The sequence below is a fragment of the Pantoea vagans genome (assembly GCF_001506165.1).
GTDB lineage: Bacteria > Pseudomonadota > Gammaproteobacteria > Enterobacterales > Enterobacteriaceae > Pantoea > Pantoea vagans_C.
Map to the genome: position 1 here is coordinate 1166046 of NZ_CP011427.1, position 20809 is coordinate 1186854.

Below are 20809 nucleotides of genomic sequence, written 5' to 3' on the forward strand. Positions count from 1 at the left end.
ACAAACCTGCCCAATTTACTCCTCTCATCGTCACAAAAGAAGGGTAGCGCTGGGTTTTGGCGAGTTTGCCAGTTATTCCCGGCGTACGTAGAGTAAAACGCATCCGTTGTGAGCTGGCCTGGTTTATAAGCCTGCAAACTTGAGTAAGTGTGATATTAAATTCTGGGTAAACTGATGACCGCTGTAAAGCGCGTTATCCATAGGTAAAGCAGGTGATTAAGAAATTTTTTATTCACATCCTGTGCGAAAATTCATTAGCCACATGATGAAATAGTTAAAGGAATCTTGTTGGATGCCGAAGAAGTGTGCACCGGTGATGAAGCAATAGCTGGTGTCAGGGTATACAGTGCATTCTTATTCACTTTTTCACAGCAGAATGAGGCGCTAACAAGTGAATGATTAAGGCGATAATTGCGTCTTAAATAGCATTTGTACTGTAACTTTAACGCCTGGTATGGGGTTTCAGAATCGGGGTGGTTAAAAAACGCGCAGGGTTGTGGCAGGATAGGCTGGAAAAGCGTTTTGGTCAAAAATTGCGATGTTTTGAACAAAAACATTTCCCTTTAAAGCGTAAAAATGATTAAGTATAATTTATTATTTGATGCACTTTACCGCTTCGCATCAGCATAACATGATGTTATCCCTTTTTGACCCGCAGGGCCTTTTTGCGGGAAAATAGACAACTACGCAGCTTCCAGCACTTGTACGACATACGTCTTCGGACCAGAAGTTGTTCTGTCTTAAATAGACGGCGCTGCTCTGATTGCAGAGTGACATATCCGTCGGTATCCGCCTGACACGTTTTTTTCATGGCATCCTCCACACAGGGCTGCCATTAAGCACCATTACCTCTTATCTCTTTGATAAGTAGGGTAATACACCAGGGTAGTAGTTTTAAAAAATCTTATAAGTGAAGAAAAAACATGACTAATGCAAATCGTCCGATACTGAATCTCGACCTCGATCTGCTTCGTACTTTTGTCGCTGTTGCTGACCTGAATACCTTTGCGGCAGCAGCTGCAGCAGTATGCAGAACGCAATCGGCAGTAAGTCAGCAGATGCAACGTCTGGAACAATTGGTAGGTAAAGAGCTGTTTGCCAGACATGGACGTAATAAACTGCTGACGGAGCATGGCATCCAGTTGCTGGGCTATGCCAGAAAGATCCTTCGTTTTAACGACGAAGCCTGCACCTCTTTGATGTACAGCAATATCCAGGGCGTACTGACTATCGGTGCCTCTGATGATACTTCCGATACCATTCTGCCGTTTCTGCTTAACCGCGTAACGTCGGTGTATCCTAAGCTGGCCATTGATGTGCGCGTTAAGCGCAACCCGTTCATGATGGAAATGCTGAACCAGGGTGAAGTCGACCTGGTCGTCACCACGTCCAGCCCCGGCAATTTCACCTATCAAGTCCTGCGTACATCACCGACTCTGTGGTACTGCGCGGCGGATTATATCTTCCAGCGCGGCGAAGCCATTCCTTTGGTTCTGCTGGATGAGCCAAGCCCTTATCGTGACATGGCGATCGACCATCTCAACGAAGCGGGTATCCCTTGGCGCATCTCTTATGTTGCCTCAACGCTGGCTGCGGTGCGTGCTGCTGTTAAAGCCGGTTTAGGTGTTACAGCGCGTCCTGTAGAGATGATGAGCCCAGAATTGCGTGTTATGGGTGCGGCGGAAGGTCTGCCGGTTCTGCCGGACACACAGTATCTGTTATGCCGCAATCCAGACAGCGATAATGAACTGGCATTGGCCATCTTCAATGCGATGCAGTCGACCAATGATCCTTACAATCTGAGTGCAAATCCAGACGGTTCTCTGCTGCTGGATGACGAAGAGTAAGGATGGCAATAACGGGTCATTCCTCGCAAATGGAATGCCGTTCAATTGTTAAAACATAGAAAAAAAAGCCTTAGACTGATGAATATCAGCTAAGGCTTTTTTTATGCCTGTTAACTTGCGTTTTTTGACGCTATTTAAGTTACATAATTTCCCTTGTTTCCGAAAAAATGAAATGCGTTCCATTTTTAACCAGAGTGGAATCTTTTTATCATTTCGTGCCATCTTTTCCAGGGCATTTACCTGTGCCGATCGGCGTTTTTTCCGGCAAAAAACACCATTCTGTGTCTTAGATCAAAAAAATACCCCCTCTAAGGGGGGGGAAATCCCCGCAAGACCTGTCAAAATATGATTGTTAAATGCACGATCCATGCATGTGAATACCCGCTACACTAAAATTAACCTCACAAACTGAAGCGATTTAGCTGGCATGAAGGGGTTCATTTGTTAATAATATGATTCTGGTGTTAATTAATGTTTGAATGCTTTTGTCAAAGTTGACAAAAGGTTATAGAAAGGAGTAAAAAACCCCATAAAAGTGCTGCTTATTTGATAATGACAGCATAGTTTATAAGGTTTTTATCCTTCCCTTGAATCGATGTGGTGTGTTTGCTGCAACAGTGCAGGATGCCAACGCCACTTTTGATGAGTAAGCAAAGAGTATGTCGACAACTACAGAAGTGATCGCTCATCACTGGGCATTTATTGTTTTTATTGTTATCGCGTTTGGCCTGTGCGCCTTTATGTTGACCGGTGGTTGGCTGTTAGGTGGCCGTGCACGAGCGCGTCACAAAGACACCCCGTTTGAATCGGGTATCGAATCCGTTGGTGATACCCATATACGCCTCTCCGCTAAATTCTATCTGGTTGCGATGTTCTTCGTTATTTTCGACGTCGAAGCCCTCTATTTATACGCATGGTCGACCTCAATCCGCGAAAGCGGATGGGTGGGCTTTGTCGAAGCCGCAATTTTCATTTTGGTGCTCTTGGCTGGCTTGGTTTATCTGGTGCGCATTGGTGCGCTGGATTGGGCCCCTGCGCGTCGTCGCGTCGTGGTCAAATCAATCCCGGTTAGTCACAACCACACCAACCCTCATAAGCAGTAAAAGCGAGGCAATAACATGGACTACACGCTGACACGCGTAGACCCGAACGGCGGCGGTGATAACGATCGTTATCCTTTGCAGAAACAGGAGATTGTGACCGATCCCCTGGAGCAGCACGTTCATCGCAGCGTCTATATGGGCAAGCTCGAACACGCCCTGCATGACATGGTGAACTGGGGTCGTAAAAACTCTCTCTGGCCTTATAACTTCGGCCTTTCCTGTTGCTACGTGGAAATGACCACGTCATTCACTGCGGTGCATGACGTGGCGCGTTTTGGTGCGGAAGTTATGCGTGCCTCTCCTCGTCAGGCTGACTTTATGGTGATCGCCGGTACGCCATTTACCAAAATGGCGCCGGTTATTCAGCGTTTGTATGACCAGATGCTGGAACCAAAGTGGGTGATCTCAATGGGTGCCTGTGCCAACTCGGGCGGCATGTACGACATCTATTCCGTGGTACAGGGCGTGGATAAATTCCTGCCTGTCGACGTGTACATCCCTGGCTGTCCGCCGCGTCCAGAAGCCTACATGCAAGCGCTGCTGCTGCTGCGTGAATCCATTGGTAAAGAGCGCCGTCCATTGTCGTGGGTGGTGGGTGATCAGGGTGTTTATCGCGCCAATATGCAGCCAGAGCGTGAAAGAAAACGCGGCGAGCGCATTGCCGTGACTAACCTGAGAACGCCAGACGAAGTCTAAGCTTCCCGTACACGGATGGCACAGCGGCCGCAGCAGAACATCACAATTTAATGTGCGCCGCCATCCTGACGCCTTCTTTTGAGTGCCTGATAACAGGCCGGAATGGTGAGTAACGTATGACAGATTTAACCACGCAAGATCTCGCACAGCCGTCATGGCAAACCCGCGATCACCTGGACGATCCAGTGGTCGGCGAGCTGCGTAACCGTTTTGGGCCGGATGCCTTTACCGTTCAGGCCACCCGCACCGGCATTCCGGTGGTTTGGGTGAAGCGTGAACAGTTACTGGAAATTGTCGAATTCCTGCGTAAGCTGCCGAAGCCGTATGTCATGCTGTATGACTTACATGGTTTCGATGAGCGTTTACGTACCCACCGCGCAGGCTTACCTGCCGCGGATTTTTCCGTTTTCTATCACCTGCTTTCGATTGAACGCAACCGTGACATCATGCTCAAGGTGGCGTTGTCTGAAAACGATCTGAATGTGCCGACCATCACCAAAATCTTTGCCAATGCCAACTGGTATGAGCGCGAAACCTGGGAGATGTTTGGTATCACCTTCAATGGCCACCCGCACCTGACGCGCATCATGATGCCACAGACTTGGGAAGGCCATCCGCTGCGCAAAGATTACCCGGCGCGCGCGACCGAATTCGATCCGTTTGAACTGACTAAACAGAAAGAAGATCTGGAGATGGAGGCGCTGACCTTCAAGCCTGAAGACTGGGGCATGAAGCGCAGTACCACCAATGAGGACTTTATGTTCCTCAACCTGGGTCCTAACCACCCCTCTGCGCACGGTGCATTCCGTATCATCCTGCAGTTGGATGGTGAAGAGATCGTCGACTGCGTACCGGATGTCGGTTACCACCACCGTGGTGCTGAGAAGATGGGCGAGCGTCAGTCATGGCACAGTTACATTCCGTACACCGACCGCATCGAGTATCTCGGCGGCTGTGTGAACGAAATGCCTTACGTACTGGCGGTGGAAAAACTGGCCGGTATCACCGTGCCGGATCGCGTTAACGTGATCCGCGTGATGCTGTCTGAGCTGTTCCGCATCAACAGCCACTTGCTGTACATCTCCACCTTCATTCAGGACGTCGGCGCAATGACGCCGGTGTTCTTCGCCTTTACCGACCGTCAGAAAATTTATGACGTGGTCGAAGCGATTACCGGTTTCCGCATGCACCCCGCCTGGTTCCGTATTGGCGGCGTGGCACATGACCTGCCGAAAGGCTGGGAGCGTCTGCTGCGCGAATTCCTCGACTGGATGCCAAAGCGTCTGAAAGAGTATGACAAAGCGGCACTGCGCAATACCGTATTGATGGGCCGTTCACAAGGTGTGGCAGCTTACAACATGGACGAAGCACTGGCGTGGGGCACCACCGGTGCTGGCCTGCGTGCCACCGGGCTGGACTTCGACGTGCGTAAATGGCGTCCATACTCAGGCTATGAAAACTTCGATTTCGAGATCCCGGTTGGTGCTGGCATCAGTGATGCCTACACCCGCGTTCAGCTGAAAATGGAAGAGATGTGGCAGTCACTGCGTATTCTGGAACAGTGTCTGAAAAACATGCCGGAAGGCCCGTTCAAAGCGGATCATCCGCTGACCACGCCGCCGCCAAAAGAGCGCACGCTGCAACACATCGAAACCCTGATCACTCACTTCCTGCAGGTGTCGTGGGGCCCCGTCATGCCGGCCAACGAATCCTTCCAGATGATCGAGGCGACCAAAGGGATCAACAGCTACTACCTGACCAGCGATGGCAGCACCATGAGCTACCGCACCCGCGTGCGCACGCCAAGCTTCCCGCACCTGCAGCAGATCCCATCCGTGATCCGCGGCAGCCTGGTATCCGACTTGATCGTTTACCTCGGTAGTATCGATTTTGTTATGTCAGACGTGGACCGCTAATCATGCACGATCAAAAAATTGCTATTCACACTATCGACCCTGATGAGGTCTTTGTGCTGAGCGAGACCGAGCACCACGCTATCGAGCACGAAAAACACCATTACGAAGATGCGCGCGCCGCCTCGATTGAAGCGTTGAAGATCGTGCAGAAACAGCGTGGTTGGGTGCCAGATGGTGCCATTAATGCCATTGCTGATGTGCTGGGCATTCCAGCCAGTGACGTGGAAGGTGTCGCCACCTTCTATAGCCAAATCTACCGCACGCCGGTTGGCCGTCATGTGATCCGTTACTGCGACAGTGTGGTATGTCACATCACCGGTTTCCAGGGCATTCAGGCTGCACTTGAGCAGAACCTGAACATCAAGCCAGGCCAGACCACAGCCGATGGCCGCTTCACGCTGCTGCCAACCTGCTGCCTGGGCAACTGTGATAAAGGCCCAACCATGATGGTGGATGAAGATACCCACGTTCATCTGACGCCGGAAGGCATCGCCAACCTGCTGGAGCAGTATCAATGACCATTAAACAGATCATTCGTACTGCGGAAACGCACCCTCTGACATGGCGTCTGCGCGACGACAAGCAGCCGGTGTGGATCGATGAATATCGCAGTAAAAACGGCTATGTCGGTGCGGAAAAAGCCTTAAAAGAATTCAGCCAGGACGAAATCGTGGCGGCGGTGAAAGACTCCGGTCTGAAAGGCCGTGGTGGTGCAGGCTTTAACACCGGCCTGAAATGGAGCCTGATGCCGAAAGACGAATCCATGAACATCCGTTACCTGCTGTGTAACGCCGATGAAATGGAGCCGGGCACCTATAAAGACCGCTTGCTGATGGAGCAGATGCCGCACCAACTGGTGGAAGGCATGCTGATCAGTGCGTTCGCTTTGAAGGCTTACCGTGGCTACATCTTCCTGCGTGGCGAGTACATCGAAGCGGCTGTTCATCTGCGCCGCGCGATTGCCGAAGCCACCGAAGCCGGCTACCTCGGTAAAAACATTCTCGGCACCGGATTCGATTTTGAGCTGATCGTGCACACCGGCGCAGGGCGTTATATCTGCGGTGAAGAAACGGCACTGATCAACTCGCTGGAAGGCCGCCGCGCGAATCCGCGCTCTAAGCCGCCATTCCCGGCGAGTGCGGGCGTTTGGGGCAAGCCAACCTGCGTTAACAACGTGGAAACCTTGTCCAACGTGCCTGCGATCTTCCTCAACGGCGTTGACTGGTACAAAAATATCTCTACCAGCGAAGACACCGGCACCAAAATGATGGGCTTCTCTGGCCGCGTGAAAAACCCAGGTGTGTGGGAACTGCCATTTGGCACCACCGCGCGTGAAATTCTGGAAGATTATGCGGGTGGCATGCGCGATGGCCTGAAATTCAAAGCCTGGCAGCCGGGCGGTGCGGGCACCGACTTCCTGACCGATCAGCATCTCGATCTGCCAATGGAATTTGCCAGCATCGGCAAAGCCGGAAGCCGTTTGGGTACCGCGCTGGCGATGGCGGTCGATCACGAGATCAACATGGTTTCACTGGTGCGTAACCTCGAAGAGTTCTTTGCGCGTGAATCCTGTGGCTGGTGTACGCCATGCCGTGATGGATTGCCGTGGAGCGTGAAGATCCTGCGTGCGCTGGAGCAGAAAAAAGGCCAGCCGGGTGATATCGAAACCCTGCAGCAGCTTTGCCGCCAGCTCGGTCCAGGTAAAACCTTCTGTGCCCACGCACCAGGTGCCGTTGAGCCATTGCAGAGCGCGATTAAATATTTCCGTGAAGAGTTTGAAGCCGGCATTGCGCCGCAGGTGTTTGGCAATACCCGATCGATCGGTGGTATTCAGCCCAACCTGCTGAAAGCGCGCTGGTAATCAGCCGCCGTACACGGAATTCACCCTGAGCCGACCCGGCTTAGGGGACAGAATTAGATGTTTAACGCTCGTCTTAGGGCGAGCCTTACGGAAGCATGTTCACTATGGCTACAATCCATGTAGACGGTAAAGAATATCATGTGAACGGAGCGGACAACCTGTTGCAGGCGTGTCTCTCTCTGGGCCTTGATATTCCTTATTTTTGCTGGCATCCGGCGCTGGGAAGCGTGGGAGCCTGCCGCCAGTGCGCGGTGAAGCAATTCCAGAATGCCGAAGATACCCGCGGTCGCCTTGTCATGTCCTGTATGACACCGGCGTCGGACGGCACCTTTATCTCCATCGACGATGGCGAAGCCAAAGAGTTTCGTGAAAGCGTGGTGGAATGGCTGATGACCAACCACCCGCACGACTGTCCGGTGTGCGAAGAGGGCGGTAACTGCCACCTGCAAGATATGACGGTAATGACCGGCCATAGCTTCCGTCGTTATCGCTTCACCAAACGTACTCACCAGAATCAGGATCTCGGCCCGTTCATCTCGCATGAAATGAACCGCTGTATCGCCTGTTATCGCTGTGTGCGTTACTACAAAGATTACGCAGACGGCAAAGATCTGGGCGTCTATGGTGCCCACGACAACGTCTACTTTGGCCGCCCGGAAGATGGCACGCTGGAGAGCGAATTCTCCGGTAACCTGGTCGAAATCTGCCCAACCGGCGTGTTCACGGATAAAACCCACTCAGAACGCTATAACCGTAAATGGGATATGCAGTTCGCGCCAAGCATCTGCCAGCAGTGCAGCGTGGGTTGTAACACCAGCCCTGGCGAACGTTACGGCGAACTGCGTCGTATCGAGAACCGTTACAACGGTACCGTTAACCACTACTTCCTGTGCGATCGCGGGCGTTTCGGTTACGGCTATGTGAACCGCAAGGATCGTCCACGTCATCCAGTACAGAAACGCGGCAACGATTGGGTCAGCCTCAATGCTGAACAAGCGGTCAATGCGGCAGCTGACGTACTGCGTCAGGCGAAAAAAGTGATCGGTATTGGTTCACCGCGCGCCAGCATTGAAAGCAACTTTGCGCTGCGTGAACTGGTCGGTGCAGAGAACTTCTCAACCGGTATGCCAGCAGGCGAACAGGCTCGCGTCGAGTTAATGCTGAAAGTGCTGCAGGAGGGCGGAATCTACACGCCTTCTCTGCGCGAAATTGAAAGCTACGATGCGGTACTGGTGTTGGGTGAAGACCTGACTCAAGTGGGTGCGCGCGTGGCGTTGTCTGTGCGTCAGGCAGTGAAAGGCAAAGCACGTGAAATGGCAGCCGCACAGAAAGTGGCCGACTGGCAGATCGCGGCGATCCTCAACATTGGCCAGCACGCCAAACATCCGCTGTTTGTCACCAACGTCGATGAAACCCGGCTGGATGACATCGCCGCGTGGAGCTATCGTGCACCGGTAGAAGACCAAGCGCGCCTTGGTTTTGCTATCGCTAATGCGCTGGATGAAACTGCACCTGCGGTAAATGGCTTCGACACTAAGCTGAACGGCAAGCTGGATGTGGTGGTACAGGCATTAGCGGGGGCGAAAAAACCGCTGATCATTTCCGGTACTCACTCCGGTAGCATTGCAATGATTGAAGCGGCCGCCAACGTAGCGAAAGCATTGAAAGGTCGCGGTGCCGATGTAGGTATCACCTTCCTCGCTGGCGCAGCGAACAGCTTTGGTCTCGGCCTGATGGGCGGACAATCGCTGGATAGCGCACTGGAACAGCTGGATAAAGGCGAAGCGGAAGCGCTGATCGTCTTAGAGAACGATCTCTACCGTCACGCGCCAAAAGCCACCGTTGATGCAGCACTGCACAACACCGCACACGTCATTGTGGTGGATCATCAACGTACCGCCACGCTGGAGAAAGCCGGCCTCGTGCTGTCAACTGCCAGCTTTGCGGAGAGCGACGGCACCTCGATCAACCAGGAAGGCCGTGCTCAGCGCTTCTTCCAGGTTTACGATCCCGCTTACTACGACAACAGCGTTGTCATGCTGGAGAGCTGGCGTTGGTTGCACTCGCTGCACAGCACGGTAGAAAGCCGTCAAATCGACTGGACGCTGCTTGATCACGTCATTGACGCCACCGTTGCGGCGCTGCCGCAGCTGAAAGGTATTAAAGACGCGGCACCGGATGCCAGCTTCCGTATCCGTGGTCAGAAACTGGCGCGTTCACCGCACCGTAACAGTGGCCGTACCGCCATGCGTGCCAATATCAGCGTGCACGAACCGCGCCAGCCGCAGGATAAAGACACCATGTTTGCCTTCTCGATGGAAGGTAACAACCAGCCAAGCGCACCGCGCTCGCAGATTCCATTTGCCTGGGCGCCAGGCTGGAACTCCCCGCAGGCATGGAACAAGTTCCAGGCTGAAGTGGGTGGCAAACTGCGTCATGGCGATCCGGGTGTGCGTCTGTTCGAAGCCGGTGAAGGCTCATTGCCTTGGTTCACTGCGGTACCAGAAAGCTTTGTTGAAGGCAGTCAATACCGCGTTGCGCCTTACTACCAATTGTTTGGTAGTGAAGAGATGACCCAGCGTTCACCGACCTTCCAGAAGCGTATGTCACCTGCCACATTGGTGATTAACCCTGCTGATGCGGAAAAACTGGGTGTGAACAACGGTTCTGCAGTTGAGCTGGTGTGTGCCGGTGAAACCTTGCGCCTGCCGGTCCGTTTCTCTGCTTCCTTGCAAGCAGGGCAGGTGGGGCTGCCGCTGGGAATGCCGGGTGTGCCGCCATTCCTCTCGGGCGCGCAAATTGACAAATTGCAGGAGGCCGCGCAATGAGCTGGCTGACACCGGACGTTATCGACATCCTTATCCAGATCCTGAAAACCATTGTGATCTTGCTGGTGGTGGTGGGTTGTGGTGCCTTCATGAGTTTCGCCGAGCGTCGTCTGCTCGGCTTATGGCAGAACCGTTACGGTCCGAACCGTGTGGGTTGGGGCGGCTCGCTGCAGCTGGCCGCCGACATGATCAAAATGTTCTTTAAAGAGGACTGGGTTCCGCCGTTCACCGATCGCTTCATCTTTACCCTGGCACCCGTGATTGCCTTTGTGTCACTGCTGCTGGCGTTTGCCATTGTGCCGGTTTCACCGACCTGGATGGTGACAGACCTGAACATCGGTTTGTTGTTCTTCCTGATGATGGCAGGTCTGGCCGTTTACGCCGTGCTGTTCGCCGGTTGGTCGAGTAACAACAAATACTCGCTGCTGGGTGCGATGCGTGCGTCGGCGCAAACGCTGAGCTACGAAGTGTTCCTTGGCCTGTCGCTGATGGGTGTGGTGGCGCAAGCCGGTTCGTTCAATATGAACGCCATCGTCGAAAGCCAGACGCATTTGTGGAACATCATTCCGCAGTTCTTTGGCTTTGTGACCTTCTGCATCGCGGGTGTTGCGGTTTGTCACCGTCACCCGTTTGACCAGCCAGAAGCGGAACAGGAACTGGCTGATGGTTACCACATTGAATATGCCGGTATGAAGTTCGGCCTGTTCTTTGTCGGTGAATACGTGGCCATAACCACGGTTTCAGCGCTGATTGTCACGCTGTTCTTCGGTGGCTGGCACGGTCCATTCCTGCCGCCATTCATCTGGTTCGCCCTGAAAACGGCGTTCTTTATGGTGATGTTTATCCTGATTCGTGCTGCGCTGCCGCGTCCACGTTATGACCAGGTGCTGTCGTTCGGCTGGAAAGTATGTCTGCCGTTGACGTTATTGAACCTGCTGGCGACCGCCGCAGTGATTCTGTACAGCGCGCAGTAAGGGGTTTTGAGATGACTTTAAAAGATATTGTCGTTGGCTTCGGCACGACAGTGCGCAGTATCTGGATGATAGGCATGCATGCCTTCGCCAAACGCGAAACCCAGATGTATCCAGAAGAGCCGGTATATCTGCCGCCGCGCTATCGTGGCCGTATTGTGTTGACGCGCGATCCGGACGGCGAAGAGCGCTGCGTTGCCTGTAACCTGTGTGCGGTAGCCTGCCCAGTGGGATGTATCTCACTGCAAAAAGCAGAAACTGTCGATGGTCGTTGGTATCCAGAATTTTTCCGCATCAACTTCTCACGCTGCATTTTCTGCGGTTTGTGTGAAGAGGCTTGCCCAACCACCGCAATCCAGCTGACCCCGGATTTTGAACTGGGTGAATTTAAGCGTCAGGACTTGGTGTATGAGAAGCAAGACTTGCTGATTTCCGGTCCGGGTAAATATCCGGAGTACAACTTCTATCGCATGGCGGGTATGGCGATCGACGGGAAAGAGAAAGGCGAAGCGGAAAACGAAGCCAAGCCAATCGACGTCAAAAGCTTGTTACCTTAAGGAGCCAGGTATGGAATTTGCGTTTTATCTTTGCGGACTGGTGGCGGTGTTGACGACATTGCGCGTCATCACGCACACCAATCCAGTACATGCGCTGCTGTACCTGATTGTTTCACTGCTGTCGATTGCGGGCGTGTTCTTCTCGATGGGAGCTTACTTTGCCGGTGCGCTGGAAATCATCGTCTACGCCGGTGCCATTATGGTGCTGTTCGTGTTCGTGGTGATGATGCTGAACCTGGGCAAAAGCCAGCAGGATCAGGAGCGTGAATGGCTGAAGCCTTCGCTGTGGATTGGACCTGGCATCGTTTCTCTGCTGTTGCTGGCGGTCATGATTTACGCCATCAGCACCGCGCAGGATCAAGGTATTGATGGCACCGTCATTGATGCGAAAGCGGTCGGTATCAGCCTGTTTGGCCCATACGTTCTGGCGGTTGAGCTGGCCTCAATGTTGCTGCTGGCCGGTCTGGTGGTAGCCTTCCATATCGGACGTGAAGAGCGTCAGGGCGAAGTGTTAAGCAATCGCCATGCTGATGCACATGCGAATAAGGAGGATCACGCATGATCCCGTTACAACACGGCCTGATGTTGGCCGCTGTGCTGTTTGTCCTTGGCCTGACCTCACTGGTGCTGCGTCGCAACCTGCTGTTTATGCTGATTGGTCTGGAGATCATGATCAACGCTGCTGCGCTGGCACTGGTGGTCGCGGGCAGTTACTGGGGACAAGCTGACGGCCAGGTCATGTACATTCTTGCCATCAGCCTTGCGGCGGCGGAAGCCAGTATTGGCCTGGCATTGTTGCTGCAGCTCTATCGTCGTCGTCAGACGTTGAACATTGACACAGTGAGCGAGATGCGCGGATGAATCTTCTCTATTTAACCGTATTATTTCCGCTGATTGGCTTTCTGCTATTAGCGTTTTCCCGTGGCCGTTGGTCGGAGAACCTGTCGGCAACGGTAGGAATGGGATCGGTGGGTCTTGCTGCACTGACTACCATTTATGTCGGCTTCGACTTCTTCAGTCACGGCCAGCAGCCGTTCACACAAGCATTGTGGACATGGATGCACGTTGGCACCTTTGATATCAAAGTCAATCTGGTGCTGGATGGCTTGTCATTGACCATGCTTTCCGTGGTCACCGGCGTCGGTTTCTTCATCCACATGTTTGCTTCCTGGTACATGCGTGGCGAAGAGGGCTATTCGCGCTTCTTCGCATACACCAACTTGTTCATCGCGAGCATGGTGGTGCTGGTATTAGCTGACAACCTGATGCTGATGTATCTCGGTTGGGAAGGCGTGGGCTTGTGCTCATACCTGCTAATTGGCTTCTACTACAGCAATCCCGAGAACGGCAAAGCGGCGATGAAAGCGTTCATTATTACTCGTGTCGGTGATGTGTTCCTTGCTTTCGCACTGTTCATTCTCTACAACGAGCTGGGCACGCTGAACTTCCGCGAGCTGGTGGAACTGGCACCGGCGCACTTTGCCGCTGACAACCACATGCTGCAATGGGCAACGCTGATGTTGCTGGGTGGTGCGGTTGGTAAATCTGCACAGCTGCCGCTGCAAACCTGGCTGGCCGATGCGATGGCGGGTCCAACCCCGGTTTCTGCATTGATCCACGCCGCCACCATGGTGACCGCGGGTGTCTACCTGATTGCCCGTTCACACGGCCTGTTCCTGTTAACGCCGGAAGTGCTGCATCTGGTCGGGATTGTCGGTGCGATTACCCTGGTACTGGCGGGTTTTGCGGCACTGGTACAGACCGACATCAAACGCGTGCTGGCTTACTCAACCATGAGTCAGATCGGCTACATGTTCCTCGCGCTTGGCGTGCAGGCATGGGACGCGGCGATTTTCCACTTGATGACGCACGCATTCTTTAAAGCACTGCTGTTCCTTTCTTCGGGTTCGGTCATTCTGGCCTGCCACCACGAGCAGAACATCTTCAAAATGGGCGGCCTGCGTAAGAGCATCCCATTGGTGTATACCTGCTTCCTGGTCGGCGGCGCAGCGCTGGCGGCACTGCCGCTGATCACCGCAGGTTTCTACAGTAAGGATGAAATCCTGTTTGGTGCGCTGGCGAATGGCCACATCAATCTGATGGTGGCGGGTCTGGTCGGTGCATTCCTGACCTCGATCTACACCTTCCGCATGATCTTTATCGTGTTCCACGGTGAAGAGAAAATTCATGCGCACGCGGGCAAAGGCATTACTCACCATCTGCCGCTGATTGTGCTGTTGGTTCTGTCCACCTTTATCGGTGCGATGATCACACCGCCACTGGCGGGCGTGTTGCCTCAGAACGAATTTGGCGAAAGCGGCAAAGTGGCGCTGGAAATCACCTCCGGTGTGGTCGCGATCGTCGGCATCCTGATTGCTGCGGCACTGTGGTTGGGTAAACGTCAGCTGGTGACCAGCATTGCCAACAGCGCGCCGGGCCGTTTCTTTGGCACATGGTGGTTTGCCGCCTGGGGCTTCGACTGGCTGTACGACAAGGTGTTCGTAAAACCTTATCTCGGCATTGCCTGGCTGCTGAAGCGCGATCCGCTGAACTCACTGATGAACTTGCCAGCGCTGATCTCGCGTATGGGTAATAAAGGTCTGGTGGTGAGCGAGAACGGTTACCTGCGCTGGTATGTGGCTTCCATGAGCGTTGGCGCCGTGGTGGTGCTGGCGCTGATGCTGGTGATCTAAAGATTGATGAGCGGGGGCGAAGCGTTTTGTAACGCCCCTGATGAAGAATGTTCAAAATTGTCTGATGCACGAGCCTTATCGGCGCAGCCAGTTTTGTCACCGCCAGCGTGCAGCAACCGGAGCGTACTTGAGTACGTGAGAATTGCGAGCACTGCCGGGGACAAAAACGGCAAGCAAGATAGCTCGAACAGAGACGAATAATAGGGAAGTATGCCGTGTTATTACCTTGGCTAATAATCATACCCTTTGTTGGGGGCTTACTCTGCTGGCTAGCAGAACGCCTCGGTGCGAAAGTACCACGCTGGATCGCCATGATCACCATGGGCCTGACGCTGGCGCTTGGCCTGCAGCTTTGGTTGCAGGGAGGCTATTCATTAACGCAGGCTGCCGGGATCCCGCAGTGGCAGTCAACCTTCTCGGTGCCATGGATTCCTCGCTTCGGCATTAACTTCCATCTGGCTATCGACGGTCTTTCACTGCTGATGGTGGTACTGACCGGTCTGCTCGGCTTGATGGCGGTACTCTGTTCCTGGAACGAAATTGAGAAGTATCAGGGCTTCTTCCACCTCAACCTGATGTGGATCCTCGGTGGCGTGATTGGCGTGTTCCTCTCCATCGACATGTTCCTGTTCTTCTTCTTCTGGGAAATGATGCTGGTGCCGATGTACTTCCTCATCGCGCTCTGGGGTCACAAAGCCTCTGACGGTAAAACCCGTATCTCGGCGGCGACCAAATTCTTCATCTATACCCAGGCGTCTGGTCTGGTGATGTTGATTGCGATTCTGGCGCTGGTGTTTGTGCACTACAACGCCACTGGCGTCTGGACGTTCAGCTACGAAGAGCTACTGAAAACGCCAATGTCGCATACGGTTGAATATCTGCTGATGCTGGGCTTCTTCATCGCCTTCGCCGTAAAAATGCCGGTGGTGCCACTGCACGGTTGGTTACCGGATGCACACAGCCAAGCACCGACGGCGGGTTCCGTTGACCTCGCCGGTATTTTGCTGAAAACAGCCGCCTACGGTTTGCTGCGATTCAGCCTGCCACTGTTCCCGAACGCTTCGGCAGAGTTTGCACCGATTGCCATGTGGCTCGGTATCATCGGTATCTTCTACGGTGCCTGGATGGCGTTCTCTCAGACCGATATCAAGCGCCTGATTGCTTACACGTCCGTTTCGCACATGGGCTTCGTCCTGATTGCTATCTACACTGGCAGCCAGTTGGCGTTCCAGGGCGCGGTTATCCAGATGATTGCTCACGGCCTGTCCGCCGCAGCACTGTTCATCTTGTGTGGCCAGTTGTATGAGCGTCTGCACACGCGTGACTTGCGTCAGATGGGCGGTTTGTGGGGACGTATCAAATGGATTCCAGGCCTGTCACTGTTCTTCGCGGTCGCCAACCTGGGTATGCCGGGCACCGGTAACTTTGTCGGTGAATTCATGATTCTGACCGGTAGCTTCCAGGTGGTCCCGGTCATTATCGTGATTGCGACCTTTGGTCTGGTGTTCGCTTCGGTGTATTCACTGATCATGATGCAGCGCGCTTACTACGGTGAGGCGAAGTCAAAAGATCCGCTGCCGGGCATGTCACCGCGTGAATTCATGACTATCGGGGTTCTGGTGGTGCTGCTGGTTCTGCTGGGTATCTATCCACAGCCGATCCTCGACACGTCCCATGCTGCGATGAGCAATATTCAGCAGTGGTTTACCGCTTCAATTTCAACTACAAGGCCGTAATTCGCCATGACAATAACTCCTCAACATCTGATTGCGTTACTGCCGCTGTTGATCGTCGGATTGACGGTGGTGGTGGTGATGCTGTCCATTGCGTGGCGACGCAATCACTTTGTTAATGCCACGCTGACTGTAATTGGTCTTAACCTGGCGCTGTTTTCACTGTGGTTTGTAGGTCACGTAGGTGCTATGGATGTCACGCCGCTGCTGCGCGTTGACGGCTATTCGATGTTCTACACCGCGCTGGTGCTGCTCGCCAGTCTGGCTACCTGCACCTTTGCTTATCCGTGGTTGGCCGGTTTCCCGGACAACAAAGATGAGTTCTATCTGCTGGTGCTGATCGCCGCTCTGGGCGGCATCGTGCTGGCAAGTGCAAATCATCTGGCGGCGCTGTTCATTGGTATCGAACTGCTCTCCTTGCCGCTGTTTGGTTTGATTGGTTATGCCTTCCGCCAGAAACGCTCACTGGAAGCCGCGCTGAAATACATGATTCTTTCAGCGGCTGCGTCCTCGTTCCTGATCTTCGGTATTGCCTTGATTTATGCCGACTCTGGTAGCCTGAGCTTTGTGCAGTTAGGCAAGAGTCTGAATGACAGCATGATTCAACAGCCGCTGCTGCTGGTTGGCTTGGGCATGATGATTATTGGCCTCGGCTTTAAATTGTCACTGGTGCCGTTCCACCTGTGGACGCCGGATGTGTATCAGGGTGCGCCTGCACCTGTCTCCACCTTCCTGGCGACCGCCAGTAAAATCGCTATCTTCGGTGTGGTGATGCGTCTGTTCCTGTACGCGCCAGTGACTGACAGCGAAGCGGTGCGCACAGTGCTCGGGGTTATCGCCTTTGTATCGATTCTGTTCGGTAACCTGATGGCGATTTCGCAGAGCAACATCAAGCGTCTGCTCGGCTACTCCTCGATCGCCCACTTGGGCTATCTGCTGGTGGCATTGATTGCGGTGAAAACTCATCAGCTGTCACTGGAAACTGCCGGTGTTTACCTGGCGGGTTACCTGTTCAGCAGCCTCGGCGCGTTCGGTGTCGTGAGCCTGATGTCCAGCCCGTACCGTGGTCCGGATGCTGACACGCTATACTCCTACCGTGGTCTGTTCTGGCACCGTCCGATTCTGTCAGCGGTGATGACCGTGATGATGCTGTCGCTGGCGGGTATCCCGATGACACTAGGCTTCATTGGTAAGTTCTATGTGATTGCTTCCGGTGTGAATGGGCATCTGTGGTGGCTGACTGCGGCAGTCGTCGCGGGTAGTGCGATTGGTCTTTACTACTACCTGCGCGTCACGGTGAGCCTGTACCTCAGCCCTCCTGAGATGCACACCCGTGACCGCGATACACCAGCCAACTGGGCCTTTACCGCCGGTGGTGTGGTGGTGCTGATTTCCGCGATTCTGGTGTTGCTGCTGGGTGTCTATCCGCAGCCGCTTATTTCGCTGGTGCAGATGGCACAGCCACTTATGTGATTTGACGTCACGAAGAGAGAATCAGGCCCCCGGGCCTGATTTTTTTTGCCTGTCGAATAAGCAAAGAGCCGTGCAGCGTCGTTGTAGGGGCGCCATTTATGGCGACAAAAGGGCGAGTCAGTGAGCAGTATCAGCTTAACGACGATATCCTGGACTCCGCCGAATTAACTGCCATATTTGTCGGCCCGCTTACAGCCCGCATGCTGCGCACTGTGTTAATCTCGTGAGATCATTTTTTTCGCTCAGACAAGGAAGCACCATGGAAATGCAATGGCTTGATTGCCACCACAGTGAACTCAGCGCACAGCAGTTATATACTTTGCTATCGCTGCGCAATCATGTGTTTATCGTCGAACAAAATTGCCCGTATCAAGACATTGATGGGCAGGATCTTACTGCAGACAATCGCCATATCCTGGGTTTTCTTGACGGTAAACTGATGGCCTATGCGCGCGTGCTAACCCCGGTAGAGGAAACGGCTCCGGTGATCATTGGCCGCGTGATTGTGTCGGAAGAAGCGCGTGGATTGAAGCTCGGCTATCGCCTGATGGAGAAGGCACTGGAGAGTTGTGAACAGCACTGGTCGCAGCGTGGCATCTATCTGTCCGCGCAGGCACATCTGGAAGGTTTCTACGGCCGACTCGGTTTCAAAGCGGTGGGGGACGTCTATATGGAAGACAACATCCCACACATCGGTATGCAAAAACAATAACGGCGAGGATTGCTCCTCGCCGTGGTTATCAGCCCGGCGTCATCTGCCGATCGTCGGTGTATTTACGCTGATCGGGCGGCGGCGGGAAGTACTGATACAGCCAGGTTTCACTGAGCGTCTCGTCTTTGGTGCGCAAGAACAGACGCATATCAACCGGCTTGGTTGAGTCACTGTTTGGATACCAGTCAAACAGGATGCGGTACCCGTCGATTGGCTCAACGTAGAGAATCTCTACCTGTTTGATGGTGCCAGAATTGACCGTGATCACTGGCTCAATGCCCTTCGGCGCAGCGGCTTTCAGATCGCCACCCACGAAGTCGATGGCAAAGCGACGGCTCCACTGGTCAGGGAAGTGTTCTCCCGGCGCCCAACCTTCTGGGAATCCACCAATACCGGTACGCGTTGCATCCACGCGCGCCAGACCACTGCGAACGGGCGGTAACTGGCTCCAGTAGAGCTTGTACTGGAAGTTGAATTCACTACCCGCTTTCACCGGCTCGGTGGGCTGCCAGAAGCACACCACGTTATCCAGCGTTTCACCGGTGGTAGGGATCTCCATCAGGTTGATGGCACCTTTGCCCCATTTGCCAATCGGCTCAACCCACAGGCTTGGACGTTTGTCATACCAGCCGATCACGTCCTGATAATCTTTGAAATCATGATTCAGCTGTAACAGGCCGAAACCACGCGGGTTTTCATCCTGATAGGCGTTGAACTGCAAACGCTGCGGATTATTCAATGGGCGGGCAATCCATTCACCTTTGCCAGTCCACATCGCCAGACGATCGGAATCGTGGATTTGTGGGTGGTAAGTGTTGCACATGCGACGCTCATTGGTGCCACAACTGAACATACTGGTCATTGGCGCGATGCCAAGCTGACGAATCTCGTTACGCGCGAACAGGTGGTTTTCCACCTCCATCACCACACGTTTCTCTTCGCAGTGGATGGTGAACTTGTACGCACCGGTCACGCTGGCACCATCCAGCAGGGCGTAGACCACAAAAGTGGTGTCCTCGGCTTTTGGCGTTTCAAACCAGAAGGCGGTGAAGTCTGGGAACTCTTCATGGCCATTACTGAAGGTGTTCACCGCCACGCCGCGCGCAGACAATCCATACTGATAGGTTTCATCCACGGCACGGAAGTAGCTGGCACCGAGGAATGACACGATATCGCGGCGTGCCAGTTCAGGTTTTTTGAACGCACGGAAACCCGCAAAGCCCAAATCGGTTTTACCGACTAACTGCTGCGTATCCACATTGGCATTGTGATAGTTAAACAGTTCCGGACGGAAGTGAATTTCGCGTGCTTCGCGGCTGTCCGCATCTACAGAGAACATGCGAATACGGCGTTTAAAGCCCATTCCCACGTGGAAGAACTGCACGTCCAACTCACGATCGGCAATGTTGTTCCACAGCGAGTGGTTCGCATCGTACTGAATTTCGTTGTAGGCCTGGGGTGTCAAATTGGCCAGCGTGTCGGGTAGGGGGCCGGGTGCGCCGCCCCAGGGCTGTTTCGCCAGTGCGGAGGCTTTCTTTTTCAGTGAGTCGAAATCGAAGCGCACTGCGGTACCGTCGGCGATACCATCATCGGCCCAGGCGGACTGCGCAAACAGCGAGGAGAGCCCGGTCATGCCGCTGACGGCAGAGAGGGCCATGGACGCTTTCATAAATTTTCTACGATTCATGCCGGAAATCTAATCCTTAGCTGCTCTGGTGTGTTAAGACTTTCGTAAGACGCTAGGCGTCAGGCTACAGGGGGTTACGACAGTCGCGAAATTAAAAAATTCAGTCTGACGAAAATTTATCAGATTAATCAAATAAGCGAAGCAGATTTCTCGTCGCCACGCCTGGCTTAACATAACTTTGCACTGAGTCAGTTAAAACCAGGTGCATTCCTGGTCTACGTTGCCCAGCAAGGTGCGAATTAATGACTATAGTTAAACAACGATAAGTTATGAACATGGAGGAAGTACAACGTGTCATCTTCAGACCAATTTGAAACTCGCCTTGATGACGATCTGGCTTTGCTGACGGAAACGCTGGAAGAAGTGCTGAAGTCGTCGGGTGATCCCGCCGATCAAAAGTACATCGAGCTAAAACTGAAGGCGGAACAGGCGCTGGAAGACGTGAAAAACCGTGTCAGTCAGGCATCTGACAGCTACTACTACCGTGCCAAAAAAGCCGCCTACCGCGCTGATGAATATGTGCATGACAAACCATGGCAGGGTATCGGCATCGGTGCCGCTGCAGGTCTGTTTGTCGGTTTACTGCTGGCGCGACGTTAATCCGCAAGGGCGCGAGTTTTAGCGCGCCCGATTCCTCTTTTTTCTGCCGCTTTAACGCCCATTTGTTTCAAATCTTTGTTTCGCAACCTTTGCGATTGTGTTTCGCCTGCGTGCTTTCTACAGTAATGCGAC

General features: G+C 53.6%; 17 protein-coding genes. 16 read left to right on the forward strand and 1 reads right to left on the reverse strand.

All coding sequences use genetic code 11. The features are described from left to right. The first annotated feature begins 923 nt into the window (after positions 1-923). From lrhA to LK04_RS05555, 15 genes are all read left to right on the forward strand, one after another. Positions 924-1847, forward strand: coding sequence for a transcriptional regulator LrhA (gene lrhA / locus LK04_RS05485; RefSeq protein ID WP_039336481.1), 924 nt, complete (start codon positions 924-926; stop codon positions 1845-1847). A 659-nt stretch (positions 1848-2506) separates the two neighbouring features. Continuing rightward, the gene (locus LK04_RS05490; RefSeq protein WP_034825074.1) at positions 2507-2950 is read left to right on the forward strand and encodes an NADH-quinone oxidoreductase subunit A; all 444 of its coding nucleotides are present in this window, start codon (positions 2507-2509) and stop codon (positions 2948-2950) included. A gap of 15 nt (positions 2951-2965) precedes the next feature. Then, complete coding sequence (locus LK04_RS05495) at positions 2966-3646, forward strand: NuoB/complex I 20 kDa subunit family protein (RefSeq protein ID WP_007889318.1); 681 nt, start codon at positions 2966-2968, stop codon at positions 3644-3646. A gap of 116 nt (positions 3647-3762) precedes the next feature. Next, positions 3763-5562, forward strand: a complete 1800-nt coding sequence (gene nuoC / locus LK04_RS05500) for an NADH-quinone oxidoreductase subunit C/D (RefSeq protein ID WP_039336484.1) — start codon at positions 3763-3765, stop codon at positions 5560-5562. A 2-nt stretch (positions 5563-5564) separates the two neighbouring features. Further along, on the forward strand, positions 5565-6080 hold the full coding sequence (nuoE, locus tag LK04_RS05505; protein ID WP_038645741.1) for an NADH-quinone oxidoreductase subunit NuoE: 516 nt from the start codon (positions 5565-5567) through the stop codon (positions 6078-6080). A 2-nt stretch (positions 6081-6082) separates the two neighbouring features. Then, on the forward strand, positions 6083-7423 hold the full coding sequence (gene nuoF, locus LK04_RS05510) for an NADH-quinone oxidoreductase subunit NuoF (protein ID WP_197063376.1): 1341 nt from the start codon (positions 6083-6085) through the stop codon (positions 7421-7423). 104 nt (positions 7424-7527) lie between these two features. Beyond that, complete coding sequence (nuoG, locus tag LK04_RS05515; RefSeq protein WP_039336488.1) at positions 7528-10251, forward strand: NADH-quinone oxidoreductase subunit NuoG; 2724 nt, start codon at positions 7528-7530, stop codon at positions 10249-10251. Further along, positions 10248-11225 (forward strand): NADH-quinone oxidoreductase subunit NuoH, encoded by a 978-nt coding sequence (gene nuoH, locus LK04_RS05520; protein WP_034825063.1) that lies wholly within the window; start codon positions 10248-10250, stop codon positions 11223-11225. Before nuoG ends, nuoH begins: the two co-directional genes overlap by 4 nt. An 11-nt stretch (positions 11226-11236) precedes the next feature. Continuing rightward, positions 11237-11779 carry an NADH-quinone oxidoreductase subunit NuoI gene (gene nuoI, locus LK04_RS05525; RefSeq protein WP_034825061.1) on the forward strand — a complete coding sequence of 181 codons (543 nt, stop codon included), beginning with the start codon at positions 11237-11239 and terminating at the stop codon, positions 11777-11779. A gap of 10 nt (positions 11780-11789) precedes the next feature. Beyond that, entirely contained in the window at positions 11790-12341 is a 552-nt protein-coding gene (nuoJ, locus tag LK04_RS05530; RefSeq protein ID WP_039336491.1) for an NADH-quinone oxidoreductase subunit J, read from the forward strand. Further along, positions 12338-12640 carry an NADH-quinone oxidoreductase subunit NuoK gene (gene nuoK, locus LK04_RS05535; protein ID WP_034825057.1) on the forward strand — a complete coding sequence of 101 codons (303 nt, stop codon included), beginning with the start codon at positions 12338-12340 and terminating at the stop codon, positions 12638-12640. Before nuoJ ends, nuoK begins: the two co-directional genes overlap by 4 nt. Next, on the forward strand, positions 12637-14472 hold the full coding sequence (gene nuoL / locus LK04_RS05540; protein WP_058969164.1) for an NADH-quinone oxidoreductase subunit L: 1836 nt from the start codon (positions 12637-12639) through the stop codon (positions 14470-14472). The genes nuoK and nuoL overlap by 4 nt, the downstream gene beginning before the upstream one ends. A gap of 215 nt (positions 14473-14687) precedes the next feature. Beyond that, a complete protein-coding gene (gene nuoM, locus LK04_RS05545) occupies positions 14688-16208 on the forward strand; it encodes an NADH-quinone oxidoreductase subunit M (RefSeq protein WP_039328358.1) in 1521 nt (506 codons plus the stop codon). A gap of 6 nt (positions 16209-16214) precedes the next feature. Next, a complete protein-coding gene (nuoN, locus tag LK04_RS05550) occupies positions 16215-17678 on the forward strand; it encodes an NADH-quinone oxidoreductase subunit NuoN (RefSeq protein WP_039328356.1) in 1464 nt (487 codons plus the stop codon). A 259-nt stretch (positions 17679-17937) separates the two neighbouring features. Beyond that, the gene (locus LK04_RS05555; RefSeq protein ID WP_039328354.1) at positions 17938-18390 is read left to right on the forward strand and encodes a GNAT family N-acetyltransferase; all 453 of its coding nucleotides are present in this window, start codon (positions 17938-17940) and stop codon (positions 18388-18390) included. A 28-nt stretch (positions 18391-18418) separates the two neighbouring features. Here LK04_RS05555 and LK04_RS05560 read toward each other — a convergent pair whose 3' ends face one another. After that, positions 18419-20077, reverse strand: coding sequence for a glucan biosynthesis protein D (locus LK04_RS05560; RefSeq protein ID WP_039328353.1), 1659 nt, complete (start codon positions 20075-20077; stop codon positions 18419-18421). Positions 20078-20368: 291 nt separating this feature from the next. Between LK04_RS05560 and elaB the strand changes: the two genes are divergently transcribed. Further along, the gene (elaB, locus tag LK04_RS05565; RefSeq protein ID WP_039328351.1) at positions 20369-20677 is read left to right on the forward strand and encodes a stress response protein ElaB; all 309 of its coding nucleotides are present in this window, start codon (positions 20369-20371) and stop codon (positions 20675-20677) included. The last annotated feature ends 132 nt before the right edge of the window (positions 20678-20809 follow it).